This window comes from Planomonospora parontospora (assembly GCA_014647935.1).
Classification (GTDB): domain Bacteria; phylum Actinomycetota; class Actinomycetes; order Streptosporangiales; family Streptosporangiaceae; genus Planomonospora; species Planomonospora parontospora.
The window spans coordinates 110,131-126,364 of record BMQD01000016.1; the positions used below are offsets into that span (position 1 = coordinate 110,131).

The 16,234-nt window shown below is 71.8% G+C and carries 16 protein-coding genes; 3 read left to right on the forward strand and 13 right to left on the reverse strand.

All coding sequences use genetic code 11. The features are described from left to right. Nucleotides 1–2: 2 nt before the first annotated feature. The 8 genes from IEZ07_RS24085 to IEZ07_RS24120 all read right to left on the reverse strand — a co-directional run bounded on the left by IEZ07_RS24085 (nt 3) and on the right by IEZ07_RS24120 (nt 9,412). Nucleotides 3–2,177, reverse strand: coding sequence for a glycoside hydrolase family 3 C-terminal domain-containing protein (locus IEZ07_RS24085; RefSeq protein WP_191896812.1), 2,175 nt, complete (start codon nt 2,175–2,177; stop codon nt 3–5). Then, nucleotides 2,174–3,253: a serine/threonine protein phosphatase gene (locus IEZ07_RS24090; RefSeq protein ID WP_239320361.1), complete on the reverse strand. Its 1,080-nt coding sequence runs from the start codon at nt 3,251–3,253 to the stop codon at nt 2,174–2,176. The genes IEZ07_RS24085 and IEZ07_RS24090 overlap by 4 nt, the downstream gene beginning before the upstream one ends. 153 nt (nt 3,254–3,406) lie before the next feature. Beyond that, complete coding sequence (locus tag IEZ07_RS24095; protein ID WP_191896814.1) at nt 3,407–4,078, reverse strand: ABC transporter ATP-binding protein; 672 nt, start codon at nt 4,076–4,078, stop codon at nt 3,407–3,409. Further along, nucleotides 4,066–4,869 (reverse strand): ATP-binding cassette domain-containing protein, encoded by an 804-nt coding sequence (locus IEZ07_RS24100; protein WP_191896815.1) that lies wholly within the window; start codon nt 4,867–4,869, stop codon nt 4,066–4,068. The genes IEZ07_RS24095 and IEZ07_RS24100 overlap by 13 nt, the downstream gene beginning before the upstream one ends. Before the next feature lie 7 nt (nt 4,870–4,876). Beyond that, nucleotides 4,877–5,722: an ABC transporter permease gene (locus IEZ07_RS24105; RefSeq protein WP_191896816.1), complete on the reverse strand. Its 846-nt coding sequence runs from the start codon at nt 5,720–5,722 to the stop codon at nt 4,877–4,879. Beyond that, complete coding sequence (locus IEZ07_RS24110) at nt 5,719–6,738, reverse strand: ABC transporter permease (protein ID WP_204054515.1); 1,020 nt, start codon at nt 6,736–6,738, stop codon at nt 5,719–5,721. The genes IEZ07_RS24105 and IEZ07_RS24110 overlap by 4 nt, the downstream gene beginning before the upstream one ends. Continuing rightward, complete coding sequence (locus tag IEZ07_RS24115; protein WP_204054516.1) at nt 6,720–8,393, reverse strand: ABC transporter substrate-binding protein; 1,674 nt, start codon at nt 8,391–8,393, stop codon at nt 6,720–6,722. The genes IEZ07_RS24110 and IEZ07_RS24115 overlap by 19 nt, the downstream gene beginning before the upstream one ends. Before the next feature lie 200 nt (nt 8,394–8,593). Next, nucleotides 8,594–9,412 carry a cation diffusion facilitator family transporter gene (locus IEZ07_RS24120; protein ID WP_191896818.1) on the reverse strand — a complete coding sequence of 273 codons (819 nt, stop codon included), beginning with the start codon at nt 9,410–9,412 and terminating at the stop codon, nt 8,594–8,596. A gap of 80 nt (nt 9,413–9,492) precedes the next feature. On the opposite strand from IEZ07_RS24120, the gene IEZ07_RS24125 reads away from it, so the two are divergent. Together IEZ07_RS24125 and IEZ07_RS24130 are read left to right on the forward strand one after the other, a co-directional pair. Beyond that, the gene (locus IEZ07_RS24125; RefSeq protein WP_191896819.1) at nt 9,493–11,178 is read left to right on the forward strand and encodes an ATP-binding protein; all 1,686 of its coding nucleotides are present in this window, start codon (nt 9,493–9,495) and stop codon (nt 11,176–11,178) included. Between the two features lie 218 nt (nt 11,179–11,396). Then, nucleotides 11,397–11,630 carry a LapA family protein gene (locus IEZ07_RS24130; protein WP_239320363.1) on the forward strand — a complete coding sequence of 78 codons (234 nt, stop codon included), beginning with the start codon at nt 11,397–11,399 and terminating at the stop codon, nt 11,628–11,630. Between the two features lie 118 nt (nt 11,631–11,748). Here the strand turns inward: IEZ07_RS24130 and IEZ07_RS24135 are convergent, their stop codons facing one another. The 3 genes from IEZ07_RS24135 to IEZ07_RS24145 form a co-directional block, all read right to left on the reverse strand. After that, a complete protein-coding gene (locus IEZ07_RS24135; RefSeq protein ID WP_204054517.1) occupies nt 11,749–12,267 on the reverse strand; it encodes a DUF7144 family membrane protein in 519 nt (172 codons plus the stop codon). Between the two features lie 144 nt (nt 12,268–12,411). After that, entirely contained in the window at nt 12,412–12,696 is a 285-nt protein-coding gene (locus tag IEZ07_RS24140; RefSeq protein ID WP_191896896.1) for a response regulator, read from the reverse strand. A gap of 54 nt (nt 12,697–12,750) precedes the next feature. After that, the gene (locus IEZ07_RS24145; RefSeq protein WP_191896820.1) at nt 12,751–13,146 is read right to left on the reverse strand and encodes a cupin domain-containing protein; all 396 of its coding nucleotides are present in this window, start codon (nt 13,144–13,146) and stop codon (nt 12,751–12,753) included. Nucleotides 13,147–13,198: 52 nt separating this feature from the next. On the opposite strand from IEZ07_RS24145, the gene IEZ07_RS24150 reads away from it, so the two are divergent. Then, on the forward strand, nt 13,199–14,182 hold the full coding sequence (locus IEZ07_RS24150) for a GlxA family transcriptional regulator (RefSeq protein WP_191896821.1): 984 nt from the start codon (nt 13,199–13,201) through the stop codon (nt 14,180–14,182). Here the strand turns inward: IEZ07_RS24150 and IEZ07_RS24155 are convergent. Beyond that, nucleotides 14,179–15,213 carry a LacI family DNA-binding transcriptional regulator gene (locus IEZ07_RS24155; RefSeq protein ID WP_191896822.1) on the reverse strand — a complete coding sequence of 345 codons (1,035 nt, stop codon included), beginning with the start codon at nt 15,211–15,213 and terminating at the stop codon, nt 14,179–14,181. The two genes, IEZ07_RS24150 and IEZ07_RS24155, sit on opposite strands and share 4 nt — an antisense overlap. After that, nucleotides 15,210–16,151: a helix-turn-helix domain-containing protein gene (locus IEZ07_RS24160; RefSeq protein WP_191896823.1), complete on the reverse strand. Its 942-nt coding sequence runs from the start codon at nt 16,149–16,151 to the stop codon at nt 15,210–15,212. The genes IEZ07_RS24155 and IEZ07_RS24160 overlap by 4 nt, the downstream gene beginning before the upstream one ends. Nucleotides 16,152–16,234: the final 83 nt, after the last annotated feature.

A 16,234-nucleotide genomic window follows, 5' to 3' on the forward strand; every position in this document is an offset into this window, starting at 1 on the left:
GATCAGAGCGCTCGTCGCTCCCGGGGCCGGTGGCGCGTCCCCCGCCTGCTGAGGGTCATCAGCTCGGCGAGGGCCTCCTCGGGGAGCGGGGCGGGGAGGAATCCCAGGAACTGGTGCATCGGCAGCGACTCGACCAGGCGCAGCATGCCGGCGTGCTCGGCGGCCTGCGCCCGCTGCTCCTCGGTCATGCCCGCGGTCAGCCGGTCCATGAACGCGGGGCCGACGGCCGGATGCGCGAGCCACTCACCGAGGCTGGAGTCCAGCGTCAGCTCCTTGGCGAGCACCTCACCGGCGAGCTCGACGGTCGCCTCTGCGACGATCACCGAGGCGTTCTCGCCGATCTGGACGGTGTACTCGCCGGGCGCCACCAGCCAGCGGCCTTCGGCGACGTCCCAGTAGGCGAAGGCGCGGGCGTCCAGGTCGAAGGCCGCGGTCGTGGACTCGCCGGGGCCGAGCGCGACCTTGGTGAAGGCGCGCAGTTCCCGGGCCGGGCGGCGGACGGGGCCGGCCTGCGTGGCGACGTAGAGCTGGACGACGTGCTTGCCGTACCGCCCGCCGGTGTTGGCGACGGTGAGGGCGGCGCGTGCGCTGTCGGCTCCGGTGACCTCCACCGCGAGGTCGCCGACCGCGAAGGCGGTGTAGGTGAGCCCGTGGCCGAAGGGGTAGCGCACCGGCCGCTCGACGGTCTCGTGGTAGCGGTAGCCGACCATGACGCCCTCGCCGTAGCGGACGGTGGCCTGCTCGCCGGGGAAGTTCAGGTAGGCGGGGGTGTCCTGCAGGCGCAGCGGGACGGTCTCGGCCAGCCGCCCGGACGGGCCGGTCACGCCGAACAGCAGGTCGGCGACGGCGCCGCCGCCGGCCTGGCCGAGCAGCCAGCCCTCCAGGACGGCGTCGACGTCGTCGTGCCAGCCCTCCAGCGACACGACGCCGCCGTTGGACAGCACCACGACGGTACGGCGGGCCGCCGCGGCGGTGGCGCGGATCAGCTCCACCTGCTCGCCGGGGAGCTCGATGGCGGTCCGGTCGTAGCCCTCGGACTCGTCGGCGTCGGCGAGCCCGGCGAAGACGATCGCCAGGTCGGCGCCCTCGGGATCGGTGGTGACGGTCCGCTCCCCGGCCAGCCTCCTGATCTCCTCCAGCGGGACGTCCACCCGGGTGGGATTGACGCGGGAGCTGCCGCCGCCCTGGAAACGCGGCTCGGTGGCGAACGGGCCGACGACCGCGATCGTCCCGACGCCGGGTCCGATCGGGAGCACGGCGCGGTCGTTCTTCAGCAGCACGGCGCACTCGGCGGCCAGCTCGCGGGCGAGGGCGTGGTGGGCGTCGGCGTCGAAGTCCGCCCGCCCGGCCCGCCACCGCTCGGCCATGGCCCGCACCCGGGCCGCGGAACGGTCGACGACCGCCTCGTCCAGCGAGCCGTCCCGGACGGCCCGCACGATCTCGGCGTCGGCCGCGGGGTTGCCGGGCATCTGCAGGTCGAGTCCGGCCCTCAGGGCGGCCACCCGGTCGTTGACGGCTCCCCAGTCGGAGACCACGACGCCTTCGAAGCCCCACTCCCGGCGCAGCAGCGTGGTCAGCAGCCAGGGGTGCTGACCGGCGTAGACGCCGTTGAGCCTGTTGTAGGCGGCCATCACCGTCGCCGGCCGGGCCTGTTCGACGACGCGCTCGAAGGCGGGCAGGTAGATCTCCCGCAGGGTGCGCTCGTCGACCTCGGCGCTGACCCGCATGCGGTCGGTCTCCTGGTTGTTGGCCGCGAAGTGCTTGACGGAGGCCCCCACCCCCTGAGCCTGCAGGGCCCGCACGTGGGCGGTGGCCAGCACGCCGGACAGCAGCGGGTCCTCGGAGTAGTACTCGAAGTTGCGCCCGCACAGCGGCGAGCGCTTGATGTTCACCCCGGGCCCCAGGACGATCTGGACGCCGTGCGCGCGGGCCTCGGCGGCCACCGCGGCGGCCAGGCGGCCCGCGACGGCGGGATCCCAGCTGGAGCCCACCGCGACGGCGGGCGGGAAGCAGGTGGCGGGCAGGCTCGCGTGGATGCCCAGGTGGTCGGTGCCGCCCGCCTGCCGGCGCACGCCGTGCGGGCCGTCGCCGAGCACGGCCGAGGGCGTGCCGCCCACCGGCTCGGTGCTCCACGCGTCCTTGCCGGACAGCAGGGACGCCTTCTGCTCGAGGTTCACCGGGACCTCCGGCGGGAGGGGGCTTCGGGAGTGCCGCCGGGCCCGGGGGACCGGCGCATAGCGCTCAGGGCGCGTTCGATCTCCTCGCTCGGGTACGGCGTCGTCCTGCTAACGCCGTACAGGTCCCAGTAGAAGTCGTTCATGGCCGCCGCCACGGGTGCGTACCGGCGGATCACCGCGGCCGCGGCCGGCGGAGCACCGGCGGGGTCCGCGCCGTCCGCGCACGCGCGGATGTAGGCGTTGCGCCGTACCGGTACGCCGTCCGGTGGCGTCTCCACCCCGCAGACGCCGGTGACGAGCCAGTTGACCAGCCGCATCAGCGCGTACCCGATGTCGTGGGTCCGGTTGCGCTCCAGGAATCCGGCCTCCTGCTCGGACAGGTCGAACCGGGGGGAGACCGCCAGGCCGAGATCGGCGATGTACAGGCGTTCGCCGTCGGTGAGGATGTTGCCGAAGTGGCCGTCGAAGTGCATCAGCCCCTGGCCGTTCATGAAGGCCACGTCGGTGAGCAGGCACGACTCGACCATGGCGGTCGCCGCCAGCGCGGCGTCCCGGCCGGCGGCGAGCCAGTCGTCGAGGGTGTGCGGGATGAACTCCTGGAACAGCACGATGCTCGCCGAGGCGCCGGCCAGGGCGTGGAGGCGGTCCCGTACCGCCGGTGACCCGTCCCAGTACTTCACGACCGCCTCGACGTCGGCGTGCTCCTCGGTGGGCGGCGGGGCTCCCGGCAGCACCCGCCAGTGGTAGAGCAGCGGAAAGGCCGCACTGCGCCCGGCCAGGACCCAGCCGGTCGTCATGACGCCGGCCGCGAGTTCCCGCCATGCGCCGAAGCCCGGCCCGGCGAACTCGACGACCCCGTACTGGCAGAACGGAGGCACCCCGAACAGGTTCGCGGTGGACATGACGTTGCCCGGCCGGCACTCCAGGTCGGTCAGCGGGATGCGCTTGGCGAAGACCGGCACACCCTGGACGTCCAGCAGCACCGAGGTGCCGCCGACCCCCGAGCCCAGGACCTGCGCCCTCTCCAGCGACTCGGCGAGCCGCCGGTCACTGCGCAACGCCAGCGCGCTCGCCACGTCGCTGTATCTGCCGACACGCGCATTCCGCGACATGTCCGGCCGTGCGGCTCGCGGTTCCAATGGCGGGCACCTTTCTGATCGACTTCGCGTATCGGACGCTACACCCGCCGGGACGGGGCCTTGCCGGGTCCGCTACGCGGCGATGATCTGTCACGCGCTCCCCGCGGCATCGCGGGCCGCCGGCGACCACCTGGAACGGCGCGCGCTCCCCGCCGGACCGCGGAGGCGTTCGACGGGGATCCGCTCGTCGCAGAGCCGGTCGAGCAGCGCCGGCTCGTGACTGATGACGACCATGCCGAGGCCGCGTTCGCGGACGATCCCGATGAGCGCGTGCCAGATCCGCGCCTGGGTGATCGCGTCGAACATGGCGGTCATCTCGTCGGCGACGAGGTACCTGGTGGCGGGATGGAGCGCGCGGGCGATGCAGAAGCGCTGCAGCTCGCCTCCGGACAGCTCGCCCGGCCGGCGGTCGAGCCACTCGCTCCTGATGCCGAGCAGGTCGAGCGTCTCGCGGGGCACCGCATGGGACTCCCGCAGCACCGAGCGCATCCGCCACTTGAGGTTGACCGCCCGCTCGGGATGCTGGTGGATCAGCTGCACCGGCCGGAACCCGCGTCCGGGCAGCGGGGCGCCGTCGACCGTGATCTCGCCGGCCCGGGGCCGGAGGTCTCCCGCCAGGAGCGCGCCGAGCGTCGACTTGCCGCTGCCGCTCGGCCCGGTCACACCCACCACCGTGCCGGCCTCCACGCGGAAGGAGGCGTCGCGGTAGAGCGGTTCCCCGCCCGGATGCCCGTAATCGAGGCCGCTGACTACCAACGCCATTCCACACCTCCGGCGGAGAATCGGTTCTGCGGCAGCGCGCGCCACAGCTCGCGCGCGAAGGGATGGCCGAGCCCGTCGCCCTCCCCGGTGAAGGCGGAGGCGGACTCGACGGTGACGAGGCGCCCGCCGTTCATCACCGCCACCCGCTCGGCCACGGTCACCGCCGAGAGGATGTCGTGGGTGATGAGCAGCACGGCGGCCCCGTCCGCGGCGAGCTCGCGCAGGTGCCGGAGCACCTCCGCGACGGCCTCGGCGTGCAGTCCCGGGGTAGGCTCGTCGGCGATGACCAGCCGTACGGTGTCCCGGACGCCCGTGGCGAAGAGCACCCGCCTGAGCATCCCCCCGGACAGCTCGAACGGGTACAGTCTCGCCGCCTCGTCGGCCAGGCCGTAGCGGGCGAACAGGCGGCGCTGCTCCTGCTCCGCGGTCTTCGGATCGAGGCCGATCCGCACCTGCCCGCCGACGGGCATCAGCGGGTCGAGGTTCGTCACCGACTGCGGGATGTAGGAGATCTCCCGGCCGAGCGTGCGCCTCCGCCTGGCGGCGGTCAGCCGCTCGCCCCGGTACCGGATCTCACCGGTGACGTGCGCGTTGTGCGGCAGGATGCCGAGGATCGCCTGCGCGAGCAGGGTCTTGCCGGATCCGCTCGCGCCGAGGACCGCCAGGATCTCCCCCTCGCGGACCTCGAGGTCCAGGCCGGTGATGCCGGGGACCGTCCGGGTGCGCAGCCCGCCCGCGTACTGGACAAAGCCGACGCCGAGCTCGGAGACCGTCAGGATCGGTGTGTTCATCGGACCCTCATCCGTTCGACGTCGCCGGGTCGAGCACCGCGCGCACCCGGTCGCCGAGTCGCGCGAAGCCGAGCACGAGCAGCAGGAGCGCGAGGCCGGGGAACACCGCCAGCCACCACATCCCGCTGGAGATGTGCGCCATCCCCTCCGACAGGAGGATGCCGATGGCCGGCGTCTGCGGTGGGAATCCGAACCCGAGGAAGGTGAGTGCGGCCTCGTGCAGGATCACGTGCGGGAACATGAGGACGAATCCGACCAGGAGCTGGGGCAGCACGAGCGGCAGGACGTGCCTGCGCGCGATGAACAGCGGTGACCTGCCGAGTCCGCGGGAGACGAGGATGAACTCCGCGTCGCGGATCTGCTTCACATCGGCTCTGACCAGCAGCGCGAGCGACATCCAGTGGGTGAACGCGATGCCCGCGACGAGGCCCGGGATCCCGCCTCCGACGGTGAAGGCGAGCAGGATCATGAAGATCAGGTGCGGGATGCCGATGGACAGGTCGATGAGCCAGGAGACGAAGGCGTCGACCCGCCGGCCGAGGAGCGCGGCGCAGATGCCGAGCACCGCGGAGATCACCGTGCTGATCGCCGCGGTGAGCACGCCGATGCCCAGGGAGAGCGCGAGTCCCTTCACCACTCTCGTGAAGAGGTCCCGGCCGAGGTGGTCGGTTCCGAGCGGGTGCTCCAGGCCCGGTGGCAGCAGCCGCGGCGCGGAGTTCGGCCGCAGCGCGGCGTCGTCCAGCAGGAGGCGGCCCGCCAGGACGCAGGCGACCAGGAGCACCACGACGGAGAGCGAGGCGACGAGGTCCCGGCGGCCGCGCAGGCGCGGGCGGTGACCGGTGGGCGTCTTCATGCCCTCCTCCGGATCCGCGGGTCGATCGCGGCGTTGACGACGTCCGCGATCAGGTTGCCGGTGAAGACGAACACCGCGCTGACCAGCACGATGCCCAGCAGCAGCGGCACGTCGCCGCCGAGCGCGGCCTCGGTCAGGGTGGAGCCGAGACCCGGATAGGAGAAGACCGTCTCGGCGAGCACCGAGCCTCCGAAGAGTTCTGCGAAGTAGGCGAACTGAAGGGTCACCGCCGGGACCACGGAGTTGCGGAACCCGTGGTTTTTGAAGATCTGCGCGCCGGTCTCGCCTCGGGCGCGGGCGAATGCCACGTAGTCGCTGTTCAGGACGTCCGTCATCTTCTCCCGGGTGTGCATGGCGATGTTCGCGACGCCGACGGCGGACAGGGTGATCGCCGGCAGCACGAAGTGGTGGAGCCGCTGGGCGAACGTGACGTCCGCCGCCGGGACGCCCTGCGGTCCCGCGAGCCCCACGGGGAACCAGCCGAGCCACACGGAGAAGACGACGAGGAAGACGATGCCGAGCCAGAAGGCGGGCGTCGCGGACAGGGTGTAGCTGTACCAGGAGACGACCCGGTCGGCGAGCCGTCCGCGATGCATCGCCGCGACGGCCCCGAGCAGGTATCCGAGCACCCCGGACAGCGTCCAGGCGACCGCCATCAGCGCGAGCGAGGCGCCGAAGCGGGCTCCCATGACGTCGGTCACGGGAGCCTTGTACAGCGTCGAGGTGCCGAAGTCGCCCCGAAGCAGGGTGCCGGCCCAGGCGAGGTACTGCTCGACCGGCGAGCGGTCCAGCCCCCACCGCTCGCGCAACTTCGCCAGCTGCTCGTCGGTGAGGTCCACGTCGGCGCCGATGTAGGCCTGGATCGGGTCGATCGGCGAGTTGCGGACGAGGACGAAGGCGAGCACCGACACCCCGGCCAGCAGGCTCGCCAGGCGCAGCACGCGCAGCAGGATCAGTCTCGGCATGACGGGCACCGCCCCGGCCGGCCGGCGGGCGTTCACTTCTCCCAGCGCCACTGGGCGATGGTGTTGAACAGCGCCCACTCGTGCCCGTGGCCGTGGATCGGCTGGTCACCGAGGTGCAGCCCGTCGCGGACGAGGTAGAGGTGGTCGATCCGGACGAGCCAGATGATCGGCGCGTCACCGTCCTCGCCGGCGAAGCCGCTCTCACCGTCCCACTGCGCCCGCTTCCAGTGCTCGTTCGCCTCCTCCTGCGTGGCGGCCGACAGGGCACGGTCGAGGTGGCCGTCGACCGTCGGGTCGGCGTACTGCGGCATGTTGTTGTAGCCGGTGTCGATGGTCTTCGATGAGTACATCGAATACAGCTGGTGCGCGTGGTGGCGCCCGCCGCCCCAGGTCACGGCGTTGGCCTTGCCGTCGAGGTAGATGCCGTCCCAGGTGCCGCCCTTGGCGGTGATCTCGATGCCGAGCGTGCGCGCCTGCTCCGCCACCACCAGCGCCAGATCACTGCGGAGCTTGTCGTCGGAGGGGTACATCAGTGTGAACCCGGCCTTCTTCCCGGCCTTCTCCACGATTCCGTCGCCGTCGGAGTCGCGCCAGCCGGCCTCGGCCAGGACGCGCTCGGCGTCGTCGGCCCGGCCGTCCTCGAAGGCCGCCTCCCGGTTGAACCACGGGAGAGTGTCGACGAGGGTGTGGGCCGGGCGGCCGTGGCCCTGCAGCACGATCTCGGTGATCTCGTCGCGGTCGAGGCCGATGTTCAGCGCCTTGCGGATCGCCGGGTCCGCGGTCACGTCGTTGCCGACCGCTACGTCCTTGCCCTGGATCTTCCCCTTGCCGCCGGCCGGCCGCGTCGGCAGTGACAGTCCGCGGGAATCGATGCTCTCGAAGCGCTGCAGTGTCATGCCGGGGACGCGCTGGTCGGCGAAGGCCGGGGGGACGTACGCGATGTCGACGGTCCCGGCCCGGGCGGCGGCGAGCGCCGCGTCCTCGCCCAGGAACAGGAAGGTGAGCTTGGTGAACCGCGGCCGCTGCCCGTACCAGTGCGGATTCGCAGTGAGGATGAGCTGCTGCCCCTGCTGGTAGTCGGCGACGGTGTACGGACCGGACCCGATCGGGTTCTTCGAGTAGTCCGGGCCGTAGTGGGCGGCGGGCAGGATCGGGATCTCCGAGAGCTGGCTGACGAAGGTCGACCGCGGTTCCTTCAGATGGAACTCGACACGGGACTCGCCGGTGGCGGTGATCCGGTCGACGAACGTCAGGTCGAACCGTGTGCCGTCCTTCTTCAGCATCTCGTAGGTGAAGACGACGTCCCGGGCGGTGACCGGCTCGCCGTTCGACCAGCGGGCGTTGTCGCGGAGCGTGAAGCTCCAGGTCCGCGCGTCGTCGCTCACGGAGTATTCCGAGGCCAGGTCGCCGACGAAGTCGACGTCGGCGTCGATGGTGAGCAGCGAGCTGTGGATCGGCCGGATCTGCGCGGGTCTGGAGCCCCAGCCCTTCAACGGGTCGAACTCGCCGCCGGCGACGTCCCCGACGGCGATGACGAGCTCGGCGCCGCGGCGCTGCGGTCCGCTCGGGGACGACGTGTTCTCACCTCCCCGGCCCCACCGCGTCGCGACGCCGACGGTCACCCCCACGACCACGATGAGCGCCAGTGCGGCGGCGATCCACGCGCGCCTGGCCTTGCCGGTCTGAAGTTCCTCATCTCGGGACAAGGGGAACGACCTCGATTTCTGACGTTGTCACGAAGGGGATCGTCGCCGCAGAACGGGCGACGGCGAACAACAGTACTGATAATCATTATCGTTTCTCAAATCGAGGCTCGGGGATCCGCACCGACGCAGGTTCCGGCGCGGTCGTATCGGCCGGCCGGTCCGCCGTGCCGGGCCCGGTGGGCCGACGACGCTCCGGGCCGCTACCGATGGGCCAGGAGCGGGGCGTGGTGATCGGTGCCGGCCGGGCCGTCGGGATCGGCGTGCACCGTGGCGGCCCGCAGCCGGGGCAGCTCGTGCATCAGAGCGTGCTCGGCCTGCACCGCCATGGCGTGCGCCTCGGCCGGCAGCGCGTCGTGGCGCACCGCGATCTCGACTTCGGCGCGCAGCGTGTGCCCGACCCAGCGCAGCCGTACCGCCCCGACGCGCTGGACGCCGGGCACACCGGTCAGGACGTGCTCGGCCCGGGCGACCAGCGCGGGATCGACGGTGTCCATGAGCCGGTAGTAGATCTGGCGGGCGGCATCGCGCAGCACCACGCAGATCGCCCCCGTGATGACCAGGCCGACGATCGGGTCGGCCGACGGGAAACCGAGCGCGGCGCCGCCGGCGCTCAGGAGCACCGCCAGGGAGGTGAAGCCGTCAGCGTGGGCGTGCAGGCCGTCGGCCACCAGCGCGGCCGAACCGATCCTGCGGCCGACGCGGATGCGGTAGCGGGCCACCAGCTCGTTGCCGGCGAATCCGGCCAGCCCCGCGGCCGCGACCGCCCCCAGAGAAGGAGGCGGCGAAGCCGTCCCAGAAGGACGCGATCGACGTACTGGTTTCGGACATCGGCCGATGATGCCACCCGCCACCGACAGAATCCCGCGCTGCTCCAGAAGTATCCGGCGTTCCGAGGGGCGTCTCGTGGTGCTGCGGGCTTGACGCTCAGCACTGTGGGATGTCTTCGGGAGTACCGGGCCTATGGGTGACTCCGGCCTGACCGCCCCGGGACGGGTCGTCCTCTGGACGTCGCCGGCCATCGTCCTGGCAGCGGTCTCTCGATGATGCGATTAGGTGAAAGTCCTCATATGGGTATGAAGAGGATGAAAGGCGGTGTGCCGTGGAGGTGAACGGCGGAGACCGCGTCGGTGACCGGGAACGGCTGCGGATGCTGTACGCGACCGGTCTGCTGGACGCTCCGGCCCCACCGGCGCTGGATCGGGTGACACGGCTGGTGGTCCGGCTGCTGGAGGTGCCGGCCGCGGCGGTGACGCTGATCACCGAGGACCGGCAGGTCGTGATCAGCGCGGCGGGAGCGGTCGATTCGGGGGCCGTCAGGAGCGTTCCCCTGTCGCAGTCGCTGTGCCGGTACGTCGTGGCCGACGACGCGCCGCTGGTGATCGGCGACACCCGCGGGGAGGAGCGCGCGTGCGAGCTCCTGGAGAGCACCGGAGGGCAGCCGGCAGCCTACGCCGGAGTGCCGCTGAACGCACCCGGCGGGCAGGTGATCGGCGCGCTGTGCGCGATCGATACCCGGACCCGGGCCTGGAGCCGCGAGCAGGTGCGGACGCTGGAGGACCTGGCCGCCCTCATCGAGCCGGAGATCGCCTCACGGCTGGCCCTGGCCGAGAGCCACCGCCGCTTCGACCGGGTCATCTCCCGCATCAGCGACAACGTGTGGAGCGTCGAGGTGACCGCCGACGGCTCGTTCTTCTCGATCTACCAGAGCCGGGCGGCCGCCCCCCTGCTCGGCCATCCGGCACCGGAGGGCGCCGACGTGCCCGAGCTGATCGCCCGTTGGATCCACCCCGACGACCAGGCCGCGTACGCCGCCTTCCTCGATGTCCTGCGCACCGGGGAGCGGGCCGACATCGAGTTCCGCATCCTGGGCCTGGACGACGTCATGCGGTGGATCTGGGCACGCGGTTTCCCTCGCAGGGAGGGGACGCGGTTGTTCGTCGACGGCATCGCCACCGACGTCACCGACCACCACGAGCTGACCGAGCACCGCGAACGCCTCCTGCTCCAGCAGAAGCAGCAGGTCGAGCGCCTGCACCAGATCGACGAGATGAAAAGCCAGTTCCTGCGCACGATCAACCATGAGCTGCGCACGCCGCTGGCCTCGATCCGCTCTTCGATGCAGCTGATGTGCGAAGGCGAGGTGGACGCCCACGATCAGCAGCGGTTCCTGGAGGTGATCGACCGCAACAGCGTACGGCTGGAGCACCTGCTGAACGAGCTTCTGCTGGTGACCAGCCTGCACGCCGGCAGCGCCGCCTTCAACCCGGCCCGCGTCGACCTGGCGGCCCTGGCCCGTGAGGCCGTGCGTACCGTCACCGCCCAGTGCCGGGCAGCCCGGCGTCACGCCGACGACCCGCCGACCGTGGCGGTTCACGCTCCGGCCGCGGTGACGGTCTGGGCCGATGCAGGCCATCTGCGCCACGCCCTGAACCAGCTGCTGGACAACGCCGTCACCTTCACCCCGTCCGGCGGCCGCATCACCGTCACCGTCACCGCCGACCCGGCTCCGGTGATCGAGGTGGCCGACACCGGCGTCGGCATCGGTCCGCACGACCTCGAGCACGTCTTCGACGACTTCTACCGCGGAGCCGACGCCGAGCAGCGGGCCGGCGGCACCGGCATGGGCCTCCCCCTGGTCAAGAAGATCGCCTCCATGCACGGCGGCGAGGTCGCCATCGACAGCCGCCTCGGACACGGCACCCGGGTACGGCTCGTTCTGCCGGCCCTGGCCGCGCACGGCTCCGGGCCGCCGGGCCGCCGCGACGAGGCGCCGCCGCCCGGCTGAGGAGCACCGGTCGCGGAGCCGGGACCGGCCGTCCCGCGGAGCGGGACCCGCAATAGACCATGCCGACATCCGACAGGGCGCCGGAGGTGCGGGACGAATCGCCCGGCGGGACGGCATCCGGCGCCGGTGGTCTCCGTGTCCGGATCCGCCGAACGGGCACCTGCTGCGATTTCGGGGTAGGGCAGAGACCAAAGCCGCTGCACGCATCGGGGGGATCCGTGACAGAGCAGAGACCAGCGGGCTGGTTGAGTGCGATGCCGCCACGCGTGTGGCTGGCGCTTGTTCTTTCGGTACTGGCAGTCGTCTTCATCCTGCAGAATCGGCAGGATACGGCCATCCGGCTGTTCACGATGGTGATCACCGCCCCTTTGTGGATCACGCTGGTGGCGTGCACGGCCATCGGCCTGCTGATCGGTGTGCTGATCGGCCGCGGAGGCAGGAAGAGCCGATGACGTCTCCCGCCAAGGTCACCGTGCATGCCCGCCGGTATCCGCCGGGCACGAGGGGACGGGTGAGCACGGGGGAGAGCCGGTCGGCTCTTTCCCGTGCTCGCCGGGCGAACGCGACGTCCTACAGGAGGCCGTTTCTGCTGAATGACTTCATCTCCCTGCCGTGGACGGCCAGTGCGTAGATGACCAGGACGTCGACGGCGATGACGATCGCCGACCAGAACGGGTAGGCGGGGAACCAGGCGAAGTTGACGAGCGCCTGGAGCCCGGCGAGGAAGATCCCGACCGCGCGCCCCCACGTCTTGCCCGACATGACGGCGACGCCGGCGAGGACGACGACCACCCCCATGATCAGGTGGAACCAGCCCCAGGCCGTGTAGTTGACGGGGATCGCCAGATCGCCTGCGGTGACGAGGTAGAAGTCGGTGTTGAAGACGCCGACCAGGCCCATGAAGGCCTGGAAGCATCCCAGGACCATCATCGTGATGCCGGCGAAGACCACCCAGCCCACCCAGCCGGTGGGCTGGGGCCCGTCAGCCATCGGCCGGTCCTGCGCCATCTGGGCGTCCTGACGTGCCTGGGACGGCGTCACCTGATCGCGCACCGCCTCCTGGGTCTGCCCGTAACGCGGATGTTCCATGTTCGGCTCCCTCCGCACGGCAGGGCTTCCGGGAGCGCCTGCGTAAGCGTTCGCGCATGCCCGGCGGCTGTCGTGCGCTGTTCGGGGATTCAGCGGTTCGAGCGGCTCTGCCGCACGCTCACCCCCGCTCCTTGCCTCCTTCCCCTACCCGTAAAACGCCACATTCTCCGCACACCCCACTAAATATGTATAAATTGGGCGCGACCTCGATCCCTGTCGTACCATGGCCCCGGCTTCCTCGACGGTCTCCACCAGCTCGGCGGCGGGTGCGCGTTTGAGCACGTGGCCGACGGCGCCGGCGCGCAGGGCGCCCCAGACCGGCTGGTCGTTCTCGAACGTGGTGACCACGACGACGCGCGTCGCCGGGGAGCGGCGGGCGAGCTCCCGGGTCGCGGCCAGGCCGTCCATGCGGGGCATGCGGACGTCCATCGGCACGAGGCGTCCGACCTCACTGACATCAACCGGGCGCGCAACAGCCCGTCCTCACGAGCCGAGTACGTGTCCTGTGGTGGCGTCGATGTGGCCGGGGATCCCGGCGGGGCGATCGCCGACCGTCGATGTCCCGGTGGGCTCGAACATGAGGATCGCGGCGCCGCCGGGAGCGTGCGGCTTGTGCTCCGTGCCCCGGGGGACGGTGAACACCGCGCCCCGGGGGAGGCGGACCGTGCGTTCCCCGCCGGCCTCGCGCAGCCGGATGTGCAGTTCCCCGTCGAGCACCAGGAAGAACTCGTCGGTGTCGGCGTGGACGTGCCACATGTGCTCGCCCTGGACCTTGGCGATGCGCACGTCGTAGTCGTTGACGCGCGTGACGATGCGGGGGCTCCACAGGGCGTCGAAGGAGGCCAGTGCCGTGCCGAGGGCGATGGGTTCGTTGCTCATGGGAGAAGCCTGGCCCATCGGCCCCGACCGGGGTGAGTGCTAGGAATAGCACATGGCGCAAGGATTCTCGCACGCCGCCCGCACGGCGGGCGCGCACCGGGTCGTCGTGATCGTGGACGAGAACTCCAACCCCTTCGAACTCGGCTGCGCGACCGAGATCTTCGGCCTGCGCAGGCCCGAGATCGGGCGCGATCTCTACGACTTCCGCCTCTGCTCCCCTGAACCGCGCACCCTGATGAGGGACGGGTTCTTCACGCTCACCGGAGTCGCCGGCCTGGAGGCGTCCGACTCGGCGGACACGCTGATCGTCCCCAACCGTCCCGACGTCGAGGTGCCCCGCCGCCCCGCCGTACTCGACGCCGTCCGGCGGGCACACGCGCGCGGCGCCCGCCTGGTCGGCTTCTGCAGCGGTGCCTTCACCCTGGCCGAGGCCGGGGTGCTCGACGGACGCCGGGCCACCGCCCACTGGCAGTGGGCGCACTCCTTCCAGGCCCGCTTCCCTTCCGTCCGGCTCGAAACCGACGTGTTGTTCGTGGACGACGGCGACGTCCTCACCGCCGCGGGGAGCGCGGCCGCGCTCGATCTCGGCCTGTACATCGTCCGCCGTGACCACGGCGCGGAGATCGCCAGTTCGGTGAGCAGGCGGCTCGTCTTCGCCGCGCACCGCGACGGCGGGCAGCGGCAGTTCGTGGAGCGCCCCGTGCCCGACCCGCCGGACGAGTCCCTGGGGTCCGTCCTGGCCTGGGCGCAGGAGCGGCTGGACGCCCCGCTCACGGTGGCCGATCTCGCGGCGCACGCCGCGGTCAGCCCGGCGACACTGCACCGCCGCTTCCGGGCGCAGCTGGGCACCACGCCGCTGGCGTGGCTCACCGGGGAACGGCTCACCCTGGCCTGCCGGCTGATCGAGCGGGGCGAGCCGCGCTTCGAGATGGTCGCCCGGCGCAGCGGGCTGGGCACCGCCGCCAATCTGCGCGCGCTGATGCGCCGCGAGATCGGGCTCACCCCCCTGGAGTACAGGCGCAGATTCGGACTCTAGCGCTTAGGGGGAGCGGTGCTGCTGCGGACGACGAGCTCCGTGGCGAACTCGAGGCGGTTTCGCTGCAGGGGATCGCCTTCGGCGAGCGTCACCAGCATGGCGGTGGCCGCCGCCGCCATCTCGGTGAGCGGCTGGCGGATCGTGGTCAGCGGCGGGATGGCCCATCGCATCGACGGCATGTCGTCGAAACCGATGACGCTCAGGTCGTCGGGGACGCGGAGGCCCAGCTCGTGCGCCGCGTGGTAGACGCCGATGGCCTGGCCGTCGTTGCAGGTGAAGACGGCGGTGGGCGGATCGGGCAGGCGCAGCAGCCGGCCGGTGTGCGTCAGGCCGTCCTGGATCTGGTAGTCGCCCTGGCAGATGAGGTCCTGGTCGACGGGCACACCGGCCGTGTCCAGCGCGGCGCGGTAGCCGTCGAGCCGTGCGCGGCTGGACAGCGCGTGGGCGGGGCCCGTGATGATCGCGATCCGCCGGTGCCCGAGCTCCAGCAGGTGGCGGGTGGCCGAGAGCCCGCCGTTCCAGTTGCCCGCCCCGACCGAAGGGACCCGCTGGCCGTGGTCGCCGAGCGGGTCCAGCAGGACGAGGGGGATCTCCCGGGTGGTGAGCCTGTCGCGCTGAGCCTCGGTCAGGCTGGAGAAGACCGCGATGACGCCGGTCGGGCGGCGGTTGAGCACGTCCTCGATCCAGTCGTTCCCCGGGGTGTGCCGGCCTTGCAGCTCGGAGACCGCCACGGCCAGGCGGTGCTCGTGCGCGACCTGGCCGACCCCCTTGATGATCTCCGTCGGGTAGTCGCCCGCGAGCTCGTGGAAGACCAGCTCCACGACGGCGGCCGGACTGACGCGCCGCCGTTGCCTGCGGTAACCGTGCTCGCGGATGAGGTCTTCGATCAGGGCGCGGGTCTGCGGCGCCACCGCGGAGCGGCCGTTCACCACCTTCGAGACCGTCGCGGTGGACACTCCCGCGAGCTCGGCCAGCTGGGCCAGGGTCAACGGTGCGGGGCCGGATGCGGCCGGCTCGTCGACAACGGTCATGATGGCAGTCTAGTCGGCGGGGCGCCGGCGGCCCCGGCCTCGCTCCGGCCGCGGCCGGGTGACGCGTCCGGTTCCCGCACCGGCTCGAAGCCGGGCGCGGAGAGGCTGAGAAGGCGCAACGCGGACTCGGAGGGCGAACCCGGTTCGGCGCTGTAGGCGATGATCCGCTGCCCGAGGTCTCCGGGGATGAGAAGGTTCTCGAAATGCAGCTCCATCGGGCCGACGACCGGGTGGTGGAAGTGCTTGACCCCCGAGGTGCACGTGCGCACCGGGTGCCGGGCCCAGCGCGCGGCGAACTCCTCGCTCCGGATGACGAGCCCGCCGACGAGCTCGGCCAGACTGCGGTCGTCCGGATGGCGTCCCGCCGCCAGGCGCAGGGAGGCGACGGCGAGCGTGGCCTCCTCGGACCAGTCCGGGTAGAGCTCGCGGAAGTGCTCGTCGAGGAAGAGCATCCGGGTCAGGTTGGGCCGCGCGGCCGGGCCGCCGGGAGCGGCGGGATCGAGGTGACCGGCGAGCAGCGCGTGGCCGAGCCGGTTCCAGGCCAGGATGTCGTTCCTGCGGTCCAGCACCAGGGCGGGCACCTCGGTCATCGCGTCCAGCAGCCGCCGGGCCGAGCGGGTGGCGTGCTCGGGCCGGGGCGAGGCGGGCCGCGCGGACGCCGGCGGCCGGGCCAGGCGCTTGAGATGGACCGTCTCGTCCTCGGTCAGCCGCAGGGCGCGGGCCAGCGCGTCGAGCACGGAGTCGGAGGCACCCGCCGCCCGCCCCTGCTCCAGGCGTGTGTAGTGGGTCACGCTCACCCCCGCGAGCATCGCGAGTTCCTCGCGGCGCAGCCCTGACACGCGACGGCGCGTGCCGTACGCCTTGAGCCCCAGTTCCTCCGGGCTCAGCCGGGCCCGCCGGTTCTTGAGGAAATCACCCAGTTCGCTCTTCGTGTCCATAGGTTCCATGATGCGCGCCGGGAACCGCGGAGAGGCGGCGGAAGCCTGGTCATGGAATGACCACCCTCGCGGACACCGGCCTG

What these genes read in the sequence shown, in the direction of transcription:
- IEZ07_RS24105 (WP_191896816.1), bottom strand. Translation starts at nt 5,722, where the DNA reads ATGAAGACGCCCACCGGTCACCGCCCGCGCCTGCGCGGCCGCCGGGAC.
- IEZ07_RS24140 (WP_191896896.1), bottom strand. Translation starts at nt 12,696, where the DNA reads ATGGACGTCCGCATGCCCCGCATGGACGGCCTGGCCGCGACCCGGGAG.
- IEZ07_RS24120 (WP_191896818.1), bottom strand. Translation starts at nt 9,412, where the DNA reads ATGGCCGGCGACGTCCAGAGGACGACCCGTCCCGGGGCGGTCAGGCCG.
- IEZ07_RS24150 (WP_191896821.1), top strand. Translation starts at nt 13,199, where the DNA reads ATGGCGCAAGGATTCTCGCACGCCGCCCGCACGGCGGGCGCGCACCGG.
- IEZ07_RS24145 (WP_191896820.1), bottom strand. Translation starts at nt 13,146, where the DNA reads ATGAGCAACGAACCCATCGCCCTCGGCACGGCACTGGCCTCCTTCGAC.
- IEZ07_RS24095 (WP_191896814.1), bottom strand. Translation starts at nt 4,078, where the DNA reads ATGGCGTTGGTAGTCAGCGGCCTCGATTACGGGCATCCGGGCGGGGAA.
- IEZ07_RS24100 (WP_191896815.1), bottom strand. Translation starts at nt 4,869, where the DNA reads ATGAACACACCGATCCTGACGGTCTCCGAGCTCGGCGTCGGCTTTGTC.
- IEZ07_RS24155 (WP_191896822.1), bottom strand. Translation starts at nt 15,213, where the DNA reads ATGACCGTTGTCGACGAGCCGGCCGCATCCGGCCCCGCACCGTTGACC.
- IEZ07_RS24135 (WP_204054517.1), bottom strand. Translation starts at nt 12,267, where the DNA reads ATGGAACATCCGCGTTACGGGCAGACCCAGGAGGCGGTGCGCGATCAG.
- IEZ07_RS24160 (WP_191896823.1), bottom strand. Translation starts at nt 16,151, where the DNA reads ATGGACACGAAGAGCGAACTGGGTGATTTCCTCAAGAACCGGCGGGCC.